Source organism: Erythrobacter sp. S227, assembly GCF_057364925.1.
This window is the reverse complement of record NZ_CP200280.1, coordinates 2,212,735-2,227,682: the sequence shown is the minus strand read 5'-3', so window position 1 is coordinate 2,227,682 and position 14,948 is coordinate 2,212,735. Positions and strand designations below refer to the sequence as shown.

Genomic DNA, 14,948 nt, shown 5'->3' with positions numbered 1-14,948 from the left:
CAAATGAACATGTCTGTCTGAGAGAGCACTGATGCGAGCTACCCCTGATTTCGATTTCCAACTGGGCGAAAGCGCCGAGATGATCCGCGAAAGCGTCGGCCGTTTTGTCGATGAACAGCTGATGCCGCTGGGCGATAAAATCGACCGCGAGGATTATTTTCCTCGCGATGAAGTGTGGAAGGCCATGGGCGATCTTGGGATGCACGGGATCACCGTGGACGAGGAAGATGGCGGGCTTGGCCTCGGCTATATCGAACACGTGATCGCGGTCGAGGAAGTCGCGCGCGCGAGTGCTTCGCTTTCGCTATCTTACGGCGCGCACTCCAACCTTTGCATCAACCAGATCCGCCGCTGGGCGAATCCCGAGCAGAAGGCGAAGTACCTCCCCAAGCTGATCAGCGGGGAGCACGTGGGCAGCCTCGCCATGTCAGAAGCAGGCGCAGGCTCGGACGTTGTGTCGATGAAGCTCAAAGCCGAGGCGGTGCAAGGCGGCTACGTACTCAACGGCACCAAGTTCTGGATCACCAATGCGTCGGAAGCCGACACTCTGGTAGTCTATGCCAAAACCGACGGCGCGGCGGGTTCGCGCGGGATTACAGCGTTTCTCATCGAGAAAGACATGCCCGGCTTCTCCATCGGTCAGAAAATCGACAAAGTCGGCATGCGCGGCTCTCCCACGGCAGAGCTCGTCTTCGACAATTGCGAAGTGCCCGAGGAAAACATCATGGGTCCGCTGAACGGCGGCGTGGGCGTGCTGATGAGCGGTCTTGATTATGAGCGCGTGGTGCTCGCAGGGCTTTCCATCGGCATCATGCAAGCCTGCCTCGACACCGTCATTCCCTACGTGCGCGAGCGCAAGCAATTCGGCAAACCTATCGGCAGCTTCCAGCTGATGCAGGGCAAGATCGCCGATATGTACGTCGCGCTGCAAACCGCGCGCGCTTACGTCTATGCCGTCGCCAAAGCGTGCGACGCGAACCAGACCACCCGCTTCGATGCGGCTGGCGCGATCCTCTATGCGAGCGAAAATTCGTTCAAGGTTGCAGCCGAAGCTGTCCAAGCACTGGGCGGCGCAGGCTACACCACCGATTGGCCGGTGGAACGCTACATGCGCGATGCAAAACTGCTCGATATTGGCGCTGGGACCAATGAGATCCGCCGGATGCTGATCGGGCGCGAATTGATTGGGGCTGGGGGGTGATGTGGTTCTGGAGAAAAAAGTCGAGGCAAGAAACAGCGGCGTCTCCAACTTTCAAAATTGCGATCGAGCCAGACGACTATCATGCACAACACGTTGGCCACACGTCTGATGGACGGCTGTTTTTCCTAACCACGCCATTTGTCCCGGCACTTTCCGAGGAATCCGGGTGCGAGTATGTGGCTCTCTACATCTTTTCATCAGAGGGTGTTCTTGAGGAAGCTAGAATCGACTCGTTCGGACCGCGTGCAACAATGGACAAAGGGGGGCGAGAGGCGCTTTTGAAGAAGCGACTACAAGAGATAGGTGGAACTCCGGCAAGGATTGAGATTGCGCCCTTTTCGCATCTTCATGAAGGCAAGGAATTTGGGCTGGTTTATCGAGAGGCTGAAGATGAAGACGATTTGCCAGCCGTTGAAGCCCAACCGGGTAACTACATGGCCTTCTTTGAGCCTTGGGACAGCGGAGAATACGATACATGAGCGCACCCGTTTACATGATTAGCCGCATGACCATTCATGACCGTGCGCAATACGATAAGTATGAAGAGCGCTTCATGGAAATCTTCGAGAAATTCGAAGGCAAAATGCTCAGCGTCGATGAAGAACCGCAGGTCGTCGCTGGTGAGTGGAACGCCACCCGCAGCGTCCTGATGGAATTTCCCGACAAGCCCAAGCTCTTTGCTTGGCTGACCTCGCCCGAATATCAGGAAATCGGCAAATTCCGCGATGCTGGCAGCACGGCTGAGGCGATTATCGTCAAGGGGCTTGAGCCCGGCGATATTCCCGGAACGTAAGGCCCGCCCGCCTGATGCCAACTATTGCGAAAATCATCTGGTCGCTGGGATTTGTCATCGGGACGATTACCCATTCGCTTGACCTGTTTCACCTGGGGTGGCTGCCCTATGATTTCAGGCCCTTGCCGTGGAACATCTACTGGACTTCGCTGACCTTCCTGGACCCGTTGGCGGTTTTGCTCATCTGGGCGCGCGAGCGTTGGGGTGTGTGGTTGGGGCTAGCCATTATGGCCTCCAACGTCTTGGTGAATGGCTACACTTACGTCATCGGCTATGAAGAGTTCCTGTTCGGCCTAACGCTACAGACCCTGTTCGCCGCATTTGTATTTTTCGCGAGCTGGGAGCATTGGAGGGCCTCAAAGGAGGGGGATGAGCTGGCATGATGGGAATGTCGATCTGGCTTTGGTTGTCCGCTGCGGTGATGGTGCTTACTGCCATCGCTCACTCCACGGGCGGCGCCACTTCGGTACTCGGGCCAATCTTGTCGCAGGGTAATCCGCATCCCGACATGGAGATTGCCCCCGCGCTTCTCGGCTATCTCTGGCATGCCGTGTCCGCCTTTATGATCCTGAGCGCTGTAGCAATCGTCTGGCCGGAAACCCCGCGCGGCCTCATCATAGTGATCGGATTGTTCTGGATCACCCTTGGCCTCGCCGATATTGCGACGTCTCATTTCAAACACCCCGGCTGGATCCCGATGGGAATTGCCGGCATTCTTGCCTTGATAGGGGCCTATCGATGACCGCACCTGTTCTCACCACAAAGCTTGATAGCGAAGCGCCCGAGGCCAAAGCCCGCGCGCAGCACAACAAAGCTCTTGCCAATGACCTGCGTGAGGCGGTGGCTAAGGCATCCCTTGGCGGGCCGGAGCGTAGCCGCGAGCGCCATGTCTCGCGTGGCAAGCTGCTGCCCCGTGAGCGGGTGGAGCGCTTGCTTGATCCGGGCTCTCCCTTTCTCGAAATCGGCCAGCTTGCCGCCAATGACATGTATGAGGGCGACGTGAACGCGGCCTCCATCATTTGCGGCATCGGGCGGGTTTCGGGGCGCCAGGTGATGATCGTTTGCAATGATGCGACGGTGAAGGGCGGCACTTACTATCCGATGACGGTGAAGAAGCACCTTCGCGCGCAAGAGATTGCGATGGAGAATCGCCTGCCGTGCATCTATCTGGTCGATAGCGGCGGGGCGAACCTGCCGCATCAGGCCGAGGTCTTCCCCGACCGCGATCACTTTGGGCGCATCTTCTTCAATCAGGCGAATATGTCGGCGCTTGGCATTCCGCAGATCGCCTGTGTGATGGGCTCTTGTACGGCTGGCGGAGCCTATGTGCCTGCCATGTCCGATGAGACGGTGATTGTGAGGAACCAAGGCACCATCTTCCTCGCTGGCCCTCCGCTGGTGAAGGCCGCGACTGGCGAGGAAATCACTGCCGAAGACCTTGGCGGGGGCGACCTCCATGCCAAGAAATCCGGCGTGGTCGATCACCTCGCCGAGAATGACGAACACGCGCTGACCATTGTGCGCGATATTGTCTCTCAGCTTGGCACGAACACCGGGGCTGCGAAAGACATTGCCCTCAAAGACCCGCGCCCGCCCAAGTTTGATGCGGATGACCTTTATGCAATCGTGCCCGACGATGTGCGCGCGCCTTACGATGTGAAAGAGGTGATTGCGCGGCTGGTCGATGGCAGCGAGTTCCACGAATTCAAGGCGCATTACGGCTCGACGCTGGTGTGCGGCTTTGCGCATATCTGGGGGATGCCGGTCGGGATTATCGCCAACAACGGCGTGCTGTTCTCAGAGAGCGCCCAAAAAGGCGCGCACTTTATCGAGCTTGCGTGTCAACGGCGCATCCCGCTCCTTTTCCTGCAAAATATCAGCGGCTTTATGGTCGGCGGTAAATATGAGGCAGAGGGCATAGCCAAGCACGGCGCAAAGCTGGTCACAGCCGTTGCCACTGCCACGGTGCCCAAGATCACCGTGGTCATCGGCGGCAGCTTTGGCGCAGGGAACTACGGCATGGCGGGCCGCGCCTACTCCCCGCGCTTCCTCTTCACCTGGCCCAACGCGCGCATCTCGGTGATGGGCGGAGAGCAAGCGGCATCCGTGCTAGCTACCGTCCACCGCGACGCCGACAAATGGAGCGAGGAAGAGGCCGAGGCCTTCAAAGCCCCGATCCGCCAGAAGTACGAGGACGAAGGCAACCCCTATTACGCCACCGCAAGGCTGTGGGACGACGGGGTGATTGATCCGGTGCAGACGCGCGATGTGTTGGGGCTGGCCTTTGCTGCGACGCTTCAGGCTCCGATTGCTGAGCGGCCCGCGTTTGGTGTGTTTAGGATGTGATGATGATTTTGGAATTCGAGCGAGGCGATCGAATTCAAGTGACTCAGTCATGGCAACTTGACGAGTTGCTTGATGAGTTGGACTCGAAGACCAACTCGTTCTTTATTCTGACAGCGCCCAACGGGCATTTCTTGCAGGCAGCGATTGGCGGCAAAGGGCACATCATAGAGAAGCAATTGGGTTCGCTTTCAAAGCATTATCGTGCGACGCGGAATGGTCGATACGACCGATTCTCGCTTGATGATGTGAAAGCGGCGGGACGTGGCTTCTACGAGGATCAATCAGGCGATGCGGGCGTCGATTGGGAAGAATGCGATCTGAAGCAGGACGGCCAACCTCTCAGCACGGACGATCTCGCGTATTTTGTGCAAACTTATGGTGATAACCGTGCTGCTAGATTGATGTGGTACCAAAGGCGTTTCGAGAACATAATGGTTCTCCTGCTGGCCCTTGGCCTCTTGATCGCAGTTGTTCTCGGCATTGCGTCAAAATTCTCCTCGTCACCCTGAACTAAATTGGCCTTAGGCCGTCTTCGACTCCAGGGTCCATCTCAGCCACAATTTCTGAGCTAGCCCGTGAAATGGATCCTGAAACAAGTTCAGGATGACGGGCAGGTGCGCAGGTGCTCAACCACGCCGATTAAATCCCTCTCGCATTCCGCTACGTAACTGCTAGTCATGTGTAAGGGACGAGAGAGAACGCTTTGAAACACAACGAAACCCGCAATGTCGGTCTGCTGTCGCGGATCGTGAACCGGATCATTCTGTTTATCTACTGGCTCAAAGGCTGGCGCATCGTGGAGCGCTTTCCCACCGAGGTGAAGAAATGCGTCATCGCGGGCGCGCCGCACACCTCCAACTGGGACTTTGTCTTCTTCGCGGGCGCTACCAAGGAAGAAAAAGTGCAACCCAACTTCATGGGAAAGCACACGCTTTTCAAAGGCATGATGCGCAATTTCATGCTCGACATGGGCGGTATCGGTGTGGATCGAAGCAAAGCAGCGGGCACGATCGAGCAATTGAAAGACGAATACGACGCGCGCGATGAGCTTAACCTGGTGATCGCCTGCGAGGGCACTCGCAAGTCTGACGGCAAGTGGAAATCTGGCTTTTACAACATCGCCAAAGCTGCAGGCGTGCCCATCGTTCTGGCCTATGCCGACAATGACAAGCGCACCATCGGATTTAGCCAACCCATAATGCCAACGGGCAATTACGGCGAAGACCTGCTCAAAATCGCGGAATGGTTCCGCTCCAAAATACCCGATTTGGAACGGTATAAGGTGTTGGAGCAACAGGCAAAAGACATCATCGCGGGCAAAAACGAGTTCTAGCACGCAAAGGGCTGGAACCAGGGCGGCGCTCGGCCTTTTTATATAGTGCCCGGTGAAGCTTCATGCCGCGTCGCACCAATTTTGTGAACTTATGCCTTTATCCTTGCGCACAGCCTCCCTATCTACGTCTCCAGTCAGGAGACCCGCCCAAGTCATGCCGATGACCGAAGAAACCCGAAAGAAAGAGCGCCATCGTATAGCGAGCATGGTGCTCGACCTTGTCAAAGAGCGCGGGGTGGAAATCTCCTATGCCGTCGCTCTTTCCGAAAGCGGCCTTTCGCGCAGCCGGTTTGAATGGGTTTTTGAAGATTATGACGACCTCTTCGATGCGGTCGCTGCCGTCTGGCTCGCCCCGCATATGCAGGTGATGGAAGAAGTGCTCGCCACCGACCTTCCCCCCATTCGCAAGATGTATGAGTTCTTCCGTCGTCGCTTTGTGATCTCTCAGGCTCGCTGGCGTGATGACGCCGAGTTCTTCACCATGATCTGCGAGATGGGCGCCGCCAATTTTGAACGGGTGCGTTCCTACGTGGACCTCGCCGACCACTATTTGTGCGAGCTTATCGTTCAGGCGCAGGCCGAGGGGTATTTCTCGGGGCTTTCCATCGATGAGACTTTATCGCTCATCAATCAGATGATCACGCCATACACCTTGCCGGATTCGCTGATTTATCTGGGTGACAAGCTCACCGAAGACAAGCTTGCCCGCATCATCGATACGATCTTTATCGGACTGTCCGCCGAAACGGGTGACGAGGCGAAGGGGTTGAACACCATTCGCGTTGCGGCCACTTAACGCTGACTGTTTGCCTCGGGCTTACTTATCGCGGCGCTACTTGTCTCGGTCCGGTGTACGCTTGAATTGCAATACATTGGCCGGAAGCTTTTGCTGATTGGTGAGGCGGCGTTTGTCGTTAAGCGCATATTTGAGGCTCGCCCCGACCGTGCCTGCCGATACAGCAAGGATAACCGCAGCCCACACCCAATGGGGAAGCCACAAGGCCGCCTCGATCTGGCCGGTGTCAGACAGGATAGTCTCCCCGCCAATGACGACCTGTTCGGTGAAGAAATAGCGGTAATCGCTAAACATGCTCATCGCGCCAAGCACGCCAAGGAACTGGAGCGTGAAACGGTTGATGCCGGGCGATGCTTTCCATGCGATTACGGCCAGAACCAGTGCAATCAGCGGCAGAACCGCAAATCCCGTGACCGAGCGCACATAGAGGATGACAGAGGCGAAAATGGCAATCGATGTGCCCCATAATACGGGCCGCCAAAGCTTCTTGTGCGCGCTTGCGACAATCAATCCTGCGCCGACAAATGTGGGGGCAAGCGGTCCACCTGCGGCAATCGCTGCTCGCAGGAAAGGCGAGGCGTCGCCCGCAACCCGGCTTTGTGCGACGCCTGAGCCATTGGCATAAATCACGAGGTTATCAAAGCTCTGCCCCATCGCGATGGCGGTGAGGCCATGACCCATCTCGTGAAACCAGGTGGTGAGAATGACGAAGGGGTAGACGAGATAATTGCCAAACGGCAGCGATGGCAGTGCCAGAACGATGAAGGCGGCCAAAATCAGGCGGCCAACCTCTTCGGCCTGACTTCCCGGTTCCACCATCGAGCGCATGACCTATCCTCCCTGCGCCGCAGCGGTATGGTCCGGGTGCATTTCGGATTCGGCTAGACGCTCGATCGCGTCGATCTCTTCATCGGTGCGTGCCCTGCCATCCGGCCCCACGCGCATGCGATAACGCGCAGCGGCTTCTTCGTCTTCGGCGCGTTGTTCCTGGAAGATCGACCAGCTGGCAAGGAACATGCCTGCGACCAGTGGACCCAGAACAATGCCGGAAAAACCCGCAAGCGAGATGCCGCCAAGGGTGGTGAGCAGGACGATCCAGTCGGGGATACCTGTGTCGCGGCCAACCAATATCGGGCGAAGGACATTGTCCACGCTCGAGATGATGATGAGCCCTGCGCCAAGGACAAAGATGCCCTCCCAAACCTGATCGGCAAGGATGAGCCATATCCCTGCAGGCGCCCACACAAGCGCAGTGCCCACCGCCGGGATGAGCGCAAGGATCGCCATAAGGACGCCGAGCAATAGGGCAGAGGGTACACCGGCAATGGCAAGGATAATGCCGCCGATTGTACCTTGGACAATTCCAACGACGCCCGACCCTTTGATCACAGCCCGCACAACGCCCAGAAACCGGTCCGACAAGCGGTCAGCAATTGCCCGTTCGATAGGAGCGGAGTGGAGGATGGTTTCGCCAATGCGTGCCCCATCGCGAAGGAGGAAAAAGAGCACGTAAAGCCCGATGCCGAAGCTCAGGAGAAAGCCCAAAGCCCCGCTCCCGATGGAGAGCGCCTGACTTGCGATAATCCCTGCGCTTTCACCAAGGACACCCTGCAGGCGGTCTTGCATTGCGGAAAGGTCGGAAAATCCGTTCTCGGCTGCAAACTTCTTCACGCCCTCAGGCAGCATGGCGTAGGTATTATTCACCCAGGCCACGAAATCGATCGGCTCGGCCTGAAGCCTGTTCACAAGCTTGATCGCTTCATTGGCGACCAGTGACCCGATCCACAGAGCGGGGAGAAGAACGGCGACAAAGATAATCAAAAGCGACAGGATAGCTGCCGGATTGCGTCTCCCCCGCGTCTTCACCAGAGACCACTTGTAGAGCGGCTGGAACATGATCGCAGCCAGAGTGGCCCACATAAGCGGGCCAATAAAGGGCCATGAGACCCATACCAGAAGGATCGAAACCGCGGCCAGAATGAGCAGAAAGCTCCAGTGTTCGAGCGCGGAGGTATCGTGGGGTTCAACTTTGGACATACGCGCAAGATGTCGGGACAAATGGTCCAAACATCAAGAGGCAAGACGCATACGCCGTTACAGCGGGATGGTCATTTCACTGCCCGATCGGGCGATTTTCGCGATCAGACGTCGAGATTGGCAACGCTGAGCGCATTTTCCTGAATAAACTCGCGGCGCGGTTCGACCACATCACCCATCAGCCTTGTGAAGATTTCGTCGGTGACATCAGCGTCTTCGACCTTCACCTGCAACAGCACACGGTTTTCAGGATCGAGCGTTGTCTCCCAAAGCTGTTCCGGGTTCATTTCGCCCAGACCTTTGTAGCGGGCGATGGAAAGACCCTTGCGGCCCGCAGCAAGAACAGCGCCGAGCAATTGGCTTGGCAAAGAGATCGCATCCTCTGCAAGAACAGCGGGTTCGTCGCCTGCCCCGTCGCCTGCGTCATCGTCCGCTTCATCGCCCGAGGGTGCCTCAACTTCTGCTTCATCCGCATCGCCTTTCACAAGGCGAACAGCGTGCGCGTAAGTGTCGGCCTGATCAGCGGCAATGGAATGCAGTTTTTGCGCTTCTGTGCTGATAAGGAAGCGGCCTTCGATTTCGTGCACATCGGTGACGCCGCGCCATATGCGCGAGAATTGGACCGTACCGCTTTCGAGCACTTTCGCGCTCCACTTGGCGTCCTGATCGCCTGCCTCAAGTCTTGCAGCAGTGGTTTCAAGCGCCTTTGCCCGGTTGGCATCGCTCAAGGCCGGATCGAGCGCGCCCGAAAGCGCCATCTGCTCGATAATCTCGCTGTTATAACGGCGCGGGACGAAAGCGATCATGTTCTTGAGGCGCAGTGCCCCGTCTACGAGCGCGCGCAGATCATCGCCCGAGCGAGCACCGCCGGATGTCTCCAGGATGCGACCTTGCAGGCCTGCATCCACGAGATAGCGGTCGAGCGCACCTTCGTCCTTGAGATAAACCTCGCTTTTGCCCTTGGCGACTTTGAACAATGGCGGCTGAGCGATGAAGAGGTGCCCGGCTTTTACGATCTCCGGCATCTGGCGATGGAAGAAGGTGAGCAGAAGCGTGCGGATGTGCGCGCCGTCGACGTCAGCGTCGGTCATGATCACGATCTTGTGATAGCGCAGTTTCTCGATGTCGAATTCATCGCGAATGCCGGTGCCCATCGCCTGGATCAGGGTGCCGACTTCTTTGGAAGAGATGATCCGGTCAAATCGCGCGCGCTCGACGTTGAGGATCTTACCTTTAAGCGGCAGGATCGCCTGATACTGGCTGTCGCGCCCGCCTTTGGCAGAGCCACCAGCCGAATCACCCTCGACCAGGAAGATTTCGGCTTTTGTCGCGTCACGCTCGCGGCAATCGGAAAGTTTTCCGGGCAGCGAGGCGACGCTCATCGCGCCCTTGCGGCTCATCTCGCGGGCGCGTTTGGCCGCTTCGCGTGCCGCAGCTGCGTCGATGATCTTTTGGATGATCGCTTTGGCTTCATTGGGGTTTTCCTCCAGCCACTCGTTCATCTTCTCGCCCATAAGCGATTGGAGCGGTTGGCGAACTTCGGAGGAAACCAGTTTGTCCTTGGTCTGCGAGGAGAATTTGGGATCGGGCAGCTTCACGCTGACAATTGCGGTCAATCCTTCGCGCATGTCCTCGCCCGAAAGCGAGACTTTGGCTTTGCCCAGCATCCCTGAACGCTCTGCATAGTTGTTGAGCGTGCTGGTCAGCGCTGCGCGGAAGGCCGCCAAATGCGTGCCGCCGTCGCGCTGGGGAATGTTGTTGGTGAAGCACAGGACGTTTTCGTAATAGCTGTCGTTCCATTCCAGAGCGACATCGATGCCGATGCCTTCTTTCTCCGCCGAGACCGAGATCGGTTCAGGGATGAGGGCGTCCTTGTTGCGGTCGAGATATTTGACGAAAGCCGCAATCCCGCCTTCGTAGTAGAGATCGTGTTCAATCGGCTCTTCATGGCGCAGGTCGCGCAAAAGAATTCGGACACCGGAATTGAGGAAGGCAAGCTCGCGGTAGCGGTGCTCCAGCTTGTCAAAATCGTATTCGGTCACGTTTTTGAACGTGTCGTTTGAATGGTGGAAGGTGACCCGCGTGCCTTTTTTAAAGCCATTATCGTCCGGGTTCTGATCCACCTTGGGCGCATCACCCAGAATCTCAAGGCTATTCACCGCATCGCCGTGCTCAAAACGCATCCAGTGCTCTTTGCCATCGCGCCAGATTTTCAGCTCGAGCCATTCCGACAGTGCGTTGACCACGGACACGCCCACGCCGTGCAGGCCGCCGGAAACTTTATAGGCGTTGTCATCGGAGGTGTTTTCAAACTTACCGCCCGCGTGAAGCTGGGTCATGATGACCTCTGCGGCGGAGACGCCCTCTTCCTTGTGCATGCCAACAGGAATGCCGCGGCCATTGTCTTCGACAGAGACGCTGCCATCGGGGTTCAATTCGATCAGAACAAGGTCACAGTGTCCCGCGAGCGCCTCATCGATGGCGTTATCGGAAACCTCGAACACCATGTGGTGAAGGCCAGAGCCATCATCGGTATCGCCGATATACATGCCGGGGCGTTTGCGCACGGCGTCCAAGCCCTTGAGGACTTTGATAGAATCGGCGCCATATTCGCCCTGTTGCTTTTCAGGCTGCGAGGGATTTGCGGGCTGGTTTGCAGAAGTTTCTTCCATACCCAATATATAGGCATTCCGGCAGCGAAACCCAAGCTGTGGAGGCTCCTGATCCGAGCTTTTCCCCGACCTTGCTGAGAGGTCCTAACGTTCGCGGGCAAAGGCGAGGCGAAACGGGACCCTCCCGCGCCAGACACGCTCATGCAAAGTGCCCGCAAGGACCCGGCGGACGGGCGCTGGAAACTGGCTTTCATAGCAATCCACCGCAGCGATTGTGGCGTCGAGATCGGGCAGTTCATAAGCGATTTGGTCTGTGACCAGGGAAGGGTGAAGGCGCGCCCATCCGTCAAATCCGTCAAGCGCATCTTCCTCTGTATCGCCGCTGGATGGGAAGGCTGCGTAGAGCAGGTCAGGGCGTTCCGGCCCCATGACTTGCACCACTTGCGTTACGGCGTTGCTGATAATCCGGTGATCGGCATGTCCATATCCGCCATCCGGGCCCCAGGTCATGACAACTGTCGGTTGATGCAGGGCGATGAGCCCGGAGATCCGCTCGCCCATATCCTGCATCTGGCCTTGAGTGTTGCGCGCTTCGCCAGCGAGCGTCCCGTCGCCAAAGCGCCAGAAGATCGGCTCTTCAAGTCCGAGCGCAAAGGCCGCGCAGCGCGCTTCGTTTTCGCGCAATGCGCCCAGCTCCGGGCCTTTTTCTAGGCCGCTATAGCCGGGACCTGCATCACCGCTTGTGGCAAACACCAAAGTGACCTCGCCCTTCTCGCGGGCAATGCGCGCGAGGATGGGGGCAAGGATGACTTCATCATCGGGGTGAGCAAGGACGGCGAGTACAGACGGCACATCGGGATCGATCGGCGCGGCGTCGTTTTGTAGCAAAGTGTCAGGCTGGCCGGGCTGCGCCTGATCGGGCCGCGGTTGATCGGGCCGCTGTTGATCGGGTCCGGATCGATTGCGCGGCCTTTGGTTTGGCAAGATACGTGTGACGACTTGCCCGTCTTCAAGGACCTCTTCTTGCGGCGCGGTTACCTGTTCCTCTTCGCTTTGCGCGAGGGAAGGCATACTCACGGTCAAGGCAAGGCAAGTGCCCAGCGTCATAGCCAAGGTGCGCTTTGCTAAGTGCTTCGAGGTCGCCATTCGTGTCTCCTTGCGCGTCTTTTTGCGCCAATCAGGTAAAGAAATGGCCACCAAGCCGTTTCTTGTCAGATCCTCTTGCTGATCGGCGTTTGCGCCGTATTGTTCTGCGCCATGATCGCAAACGACGCAAAGCAAGCCATTTCCGCAGCCCTGAACGAACCCTTCGGTTCTTTTGCAGATATTTTGAGAGCGTGGTCACAGGCGCAGCCCGATGCCATCGCGATGGTAGATGACATGCGCGATGTGGCCTGGGCCGAACTTATCGGCGAGGTTGAACGACTGGCGGCAAGGCTGGTCGAAACAGGGCTGGAACGCGGGCAATCGGTCGCCATTCTGGGCACCAGCACGGTCAATTATGCGCTCGTCTTCCTTGCAGCGGTGCGCGCGGGCGGGGTGGCAGCGCCGCTCACCACCAGTGCCTCGCCCGAGCAGCTCGAAGGGATGGCCAGGGATTCAGGCGCACGCCACCTGTTTGTTGACGCAGGCAAAGCCGCCGAGCTTGGTCCTGATTTCATGTCGGACCTCATCCGTGTGCCATTGGAGTCGATCGACACTTGGATGGCGCCTCCGGGAAGCACTGCGCCTGCTTTTGAACCTGAGCCCGGCGATCCGTTCAATATCATCTATTCATCCGGCACGACCGGCATTCCCAAAGGCATCGTTCATTCGCACCAGATGCGTTGGCTGCAATTTGCATCCACCGCTGTTTCCTATCTCGACGCCGGATTGCCGGTGCGAACGCTTACCTCAACGCCGCTCTATTCGAACACGACGATGGTGGGTTTCCTGCCTGCGCTTCTTGCGGGCGGCACAATGCGGGTCATGGGCAAGTTTGATTGCGGACGCTGGCTGGCCCATGCAGCCGACGACAAGACCACGCTCACCATGCTGGTTCCGGTCCAGTATCAGCGGTTGATGGATTATCCCGGTTTCGACGAGCATGATCTCTCTTCGCTCGTCCTCAAATATTGCACCTCCGCGCCGTTTTCAGCTGAACTCAAACGCGAGGTGTTGAGCCGGATGCCGGGCGGCCTGGTCGAGATTTATTCCATGACCGAGGGCGGCGTTGTGTGCCTGCTGCAAGCGCACGAATTTCCCGACAAGCTGCATACTGTCGGAAGGCCTGCACCCGGAAGCGAGATGAAAGTTCTCGATGATGAAGATAACGAATTGCCGCCGGGCACTCCGGGCACTCCGGGCAATCTTATCGGGCGATCTCAAACTATGATGAGCGGCTATAAAAACCGCCCCGACAAAACCGTTGAAGCGCAATATGTCGATGCCGATGGGGGCGTCTGGATGCGTATGGGCGATATCGGCCGCGTCGATGCAGAGGGCTTTGTTGAGCTGGTGGGCCGCGCTAAAGACATGATCATTTCGGGCGGTTTCAACATCTATCCATCCGATCTCGAAGCAGAGCTTGAGCGCGAGGATGACGTAGTCGAGGCGGCCGTCGTCGGCATTGCGTCGCGGGCATGGGGCGAGACACCGGTCGGCTTTATCGTCGTGGGAGAGGGAGCGCGCGAAGTGGAAGCGATCCTTGCAAGCGTCAATGCGCGCCTAGGCAAGACGCAGCGGCTGTCGGCGCTCTACGCGATTGATGAAATGCCGAGGAGCCATATCGGAAAGCTTTTGAAAACCGAGCTTCGCGAATTGGCGCTCCTCAATGCAGATGGAACGGCTGCGTAGCAGATATTCAAGCGCCGGGTCGCCGTTTCAATCGGGCGACCCGGCCCTCAAATCTTACACGATCAGCGCGTTGAGCGTCGCACCGCTTAGGACGAGTGCGGCGACCATTGCGAGCGTGTGCTGAGTAAAGCTACGCATTTTTTGGTTCCTGTGGCGGGGGTTGGAGAGGGAGAGGGCCCGCCACTCGCGCAATATATAGTGCATGGTGTGAAATTTTGTAACACCGACCTCGATTGGAATACCTACACACTGTGATAGATTTTCTGAGCCGTCAGATCAGGTCTTCGCGCGTTCGCCCACACGCCCGCCCGCACACAAAGTGTTGAGACGCGGCCACCATTGGGAGAGGGAGAGAGTGGTGGCCGCGTCTCGCTAACTGCGCAAGCCGCAAAGCATTTACCTCGTCGATCATCGGGCCTGCGATCCCGGAACCTCTTGAGAAGCTCCACCAGGCAATGACCAACCGACGCGAAAGACAGCCGCAGCGAGGGGAGCGCTGCCGAGTGCATATTGGACTTTGTTGGGCGGGGCGCTGGAAGTCGCCGGGCCCGTCGCAAAGTGCACTCAATTGGCTGCCAGCCTGCGGCGGGCAGATATGATGGATCTGGTTCGGGGAAACACATTGATCCATCGGTAGCGCCCGGCCAGTTTGGAGAGAGAAGAGTCCGGCTCGGTGTCGCTGACGGCTAAATGGCGTTCGATTGCATGAAACTCAAATGACAAAATGCGCAATGTGGTTGCAAAAGATGCAACAAATGTGTCGAGGTCTCGCGGTATTATGTTGCGCTGCACAAAATTCTTGCTCAGCAAAAATCCTCAAAAAGAGGTTGTCACGCTGCCTTAATGCTGCGCCGCAAAAACTCACTGCGCAGGCGCAGCAAAAGCGATAGTTGTTTCGAATTTCTCACCAATGCTCATCGGTCCTGCCTCCGCGTCCAATCCAACATCATTCTTGGCGCCTTTGCCTCATAGAATTGGCATTGCTTGCAGTGCCC

At 57.6% G+C, this 14,948-nt stretch carries 14 protein-coding genes; 10 read left to right on the top strand and 4 right to left on the bottom strand.

Going from position 1 to position 14,948, the window contains the following annotated elements:
* The first annotated feature begins 31 nt into the window (after positions 1-31).
* The 9 genes from AC0V6Q_RS10500 (at position 32) to AC0V6Q_RS10460 (ending at position 6,469) form a co-directional block, all read left to right on the top strand.
* Positions 32-1,201 carry an isovaleryl-CoA dehydrogenase gene (locus AC0V6Q_RS10500; protein WP_486168328.1) on the top strand — a complete coding sequence of 390 codons (1,170 nt, stop codon included), beginning with the start codon at positions 32-34 and terminating at the stop codon, positions 1,199-1,201.
* The gene (locus AC0V6Q_RS10495; RefSeq protein ID WP_486168327.1) at positions 1,198-1,680 is read left to right on the top strand and encodes a hypothetical protein; all 483 of its coding nucleotides are present in this window, start codon (positions 1,198-1,200) and stop codon (positions 1,678-1,680) included. The genes AC0V6Q_RS10500 and AC0V6Q_RS10495 overlap by 4 nt, the downstream gene beginning before the upstream one ends.
* Entirely contained in the window at positions 1,677-1,994 is a 318-nt protein-coding gene (locus AC0V6Q_RS10490) for a DUF1330 domain-containing protein (protein WP_486168326.1), read from the top strand. The genes AC0V6Q_RS10495 and AC0V6Q_RS10490 overlap by 4 nt, the downstream gene beginning before the upstream one ends.
* Positions 1,995-2,008: 14 nt before the next feature.
* Positions 2,009-2,377, top strand: coding sequence for a hypothetical protein (locus AC0V6Q_RS10485; protein ID WP_486168325.1), 369 nt, complete (start codon positions 2,009-2,011; stop codon positions 2,375-2,377).
* Entirely contained in the window at positions 2,374-2,736 is a 363-nt protein-coding gene (locus tag AC0V6Q_RS10480; protein WP_486168324.1) for a hypothetical protein, read from the top strand. Before AC0V6Q_RS10485 ends, AC0V6Q_RS10480 begins: the two co-directional genes overlap by 4 nt.
* The gene (locus tag AC0V6Q_RS10475) at positions 2,733-4,340 is read left to right on the top strand and encodes a carboxyl transferase domain-containing protein (protein WP_486168323.1); all 1,608 of its coding nucleotides are present in this window, start codon (positions 2,733-2,735) and stop codon (positions 4,338-4,340) included. The genes AC0V6Q_RS10480 and AC0V6Q_RS10475 overlap by 4 nt, the downstream gene beginning before the upstream one ends.
* A 38-nt stretch (positions 4,341-4,378) precedes the next feature.
* Complete coding sequence (locus AC0V6Q_RS10470; RefSeq protein WP_486168322.1) at positions 4,379-4,849, top strand: hypothetical protein; 471 nt, start codon at positions 4,379-4,381, stop codon at positions 4,847-4,849.
* Between the two features lie 194 nt (positions 4,850-5,043).
* Entirely contained in the window at positions 5,044-5,673 is a 630-nt protein-coding gene (locus AC0V6Q_RS10465) for a lysophospholipid acyltransferase family protein (RefSeq protein WP_486168321.1), read from the top strand.
* A 154-nt stretch (positions 5,674-5,827) separates the two neighbouring features.
* Complete coding sequence (locus AC0V6Q_RS10460) at positions 5,828-6,469, top strand: hypothetical protein (RefSeq protein ID WP_486168320.1); 642 nt, start codon at positions 5,828-5,830, stop codon at positions 6,467-6,469.
* A 36-nt stretch (positions 6,470-6,505) separates the two neighbouring features.
* On the opposite strand, the gene AC0V6Q_RS10455 is transcribed toward AC0V6Q_RS10460, so the two are convergent.
* The 4 genes from AC0V6Q_RS10455 to AC0V6Q_RS10440 form a co-directional block, all read right to left on the bottom strand.
* A complete protein-coding gene (locus tag AC0V6Q_RS10455) occupies positions 6,506-7,297 on the bottom strand; it encodes a M50 family metallopeptidase (RefSeq protein ID WP_486168319.1) in 792 nt (263 codons plus the stop codon).
* Positions 7,298-7,300: 3 nt separating this feature from the next.
* Positions 7,301-8,506, bottom strand: a complete 1,206-nt coding sequence (locus AC0V6Q_RS10450) for an AI-2E family transporter (protein ID WP_486168318.1) — start codon at positions 8,504-8,506, stop codon at positions 7,301-7,303.
* 104 nt (positions 8,507-8,610) lie between these two features.
* Positions 8,611-11,178 carry a DNA topoisomerase (ATP-hydrolyzing) subunit B gene (gene gyrB / locus AC0V6Q_RS10445; RefSeq protein ID WP_486168317.1) on the bottom strand — a complete coding sequence of 856 codons (2,568 nt, stop codon included), beginning with the start codon at positions 11,176-11,178 and terminating at the stop codon, positions 8,611-8,613.
* A gap of 84 nt (positions 11,179-11,262) precedes the next feature.
* Complete coding sequence (locus AC0V6Q_RS10440) at positions 11,263-12,264, bottom strand: PIG-L family deacetylase (RefSeq protein WP_486168316.1); 1,002 nt, start codon at positions 12,262-12,264, stop codon at positions 11,263-11,265.
* 111 nt (positions 12,265-12,375) lie between these two features.
* Here AC0V6Q_RS10440 and AC0V6Q_RS10435 point away from each other — a divergent pair, with 111 nt between their 5' ends.
* Positions 12,376-13,953 (top strand): class I adenylate-forming enzyme family protein, encoded by a 1,578-nt coding sequence (locus AC0V6Q_RS10435; protein WP_486168315.1) that lies wholly within the window; start codon positions 12,376-12,378, stop codon positions 13,951-13,953.
* Positions 13,954-14,948: the final 995 nt, after the last annotated feature.

Coding starts and splice junctions, on each gene's coding strand:
- AC0V6Q_RS10485 (WP_486168325.1), top strand. CDS start 2,009: ATGCCAACTATTGCGAAAATCATCTGGTCGCTGGGATTTGTCATCGGG.
- AC0V6Q_RS10455 (WP_486168319.1), bottom strand. CDS start 7,297: ATGCGCTCGATGGTGGAACCGGGAAGTCAGGCCGAAGAGGTTGGCCGC.
- AC0V6Q_RS10490 (WP_486168326.1), top strand. CDS start 1,677: ATGAGCGCACCCGTTTACATGATTAGCCGCATGACCATTCATGACCGT.
- AC0V6Q_RS10475 (WP_486168323.1), top strand. CDS start 2,733: ATGACCGCACCTGTTCTCACCACAAAGCTTGATAGCGAAGCGCCCGAG.
- gyrB (WP_486168317.1), bottom strand. CDS start 11,178: ATGGAAGAAACTTCTGCAAACCAGCCCGCAAATCCCTCGCAGCCTGAA.
- AC0V6Q_RS10480 (WP_486168324.1), top strand. CDS start 2,374: ATGATGGGAATGTCGATCTGGCTTTGGTTGTCCGCTGCGGTGATGGTG.
- AC0V6Q_RS10460 (WP_486168320.1), top strand. CDS start 5,828: ATGCCGATGACCGAAGAAACCCGAAAGAAAGAGCGCCATCGTATAGCG.
- AC0V6Q_RS10500 (WP_486168328.1), top strand. CDS start 32: ATGCGAGCTACCCCTGATTTCGATTTCCAACTGGGCGAAAGCGCCGAG.
- AC0V6Q_RS10435 (WP_486168315.1), top strand. CDS start 12,376: ATGATCGCAAACGACGCAAAGCAAGCCATTTCCGCAGCCCTGAACGAA.
- AC0V6Q_RS10440 (WP_486168316.1), bottom strand. CDS start 12,264: ATGGCGACCTCGAAGCACTTAGCAAAGCGCACCTTGGCTATGACGCTG.
- AC0V6Q_RS10450 (WP_486168318.1), bottom strand. CDS start 8,506: ATGTCCAAAGTTGAACCCCACGATACCTCCGCGCTCGAACACTGGAGC.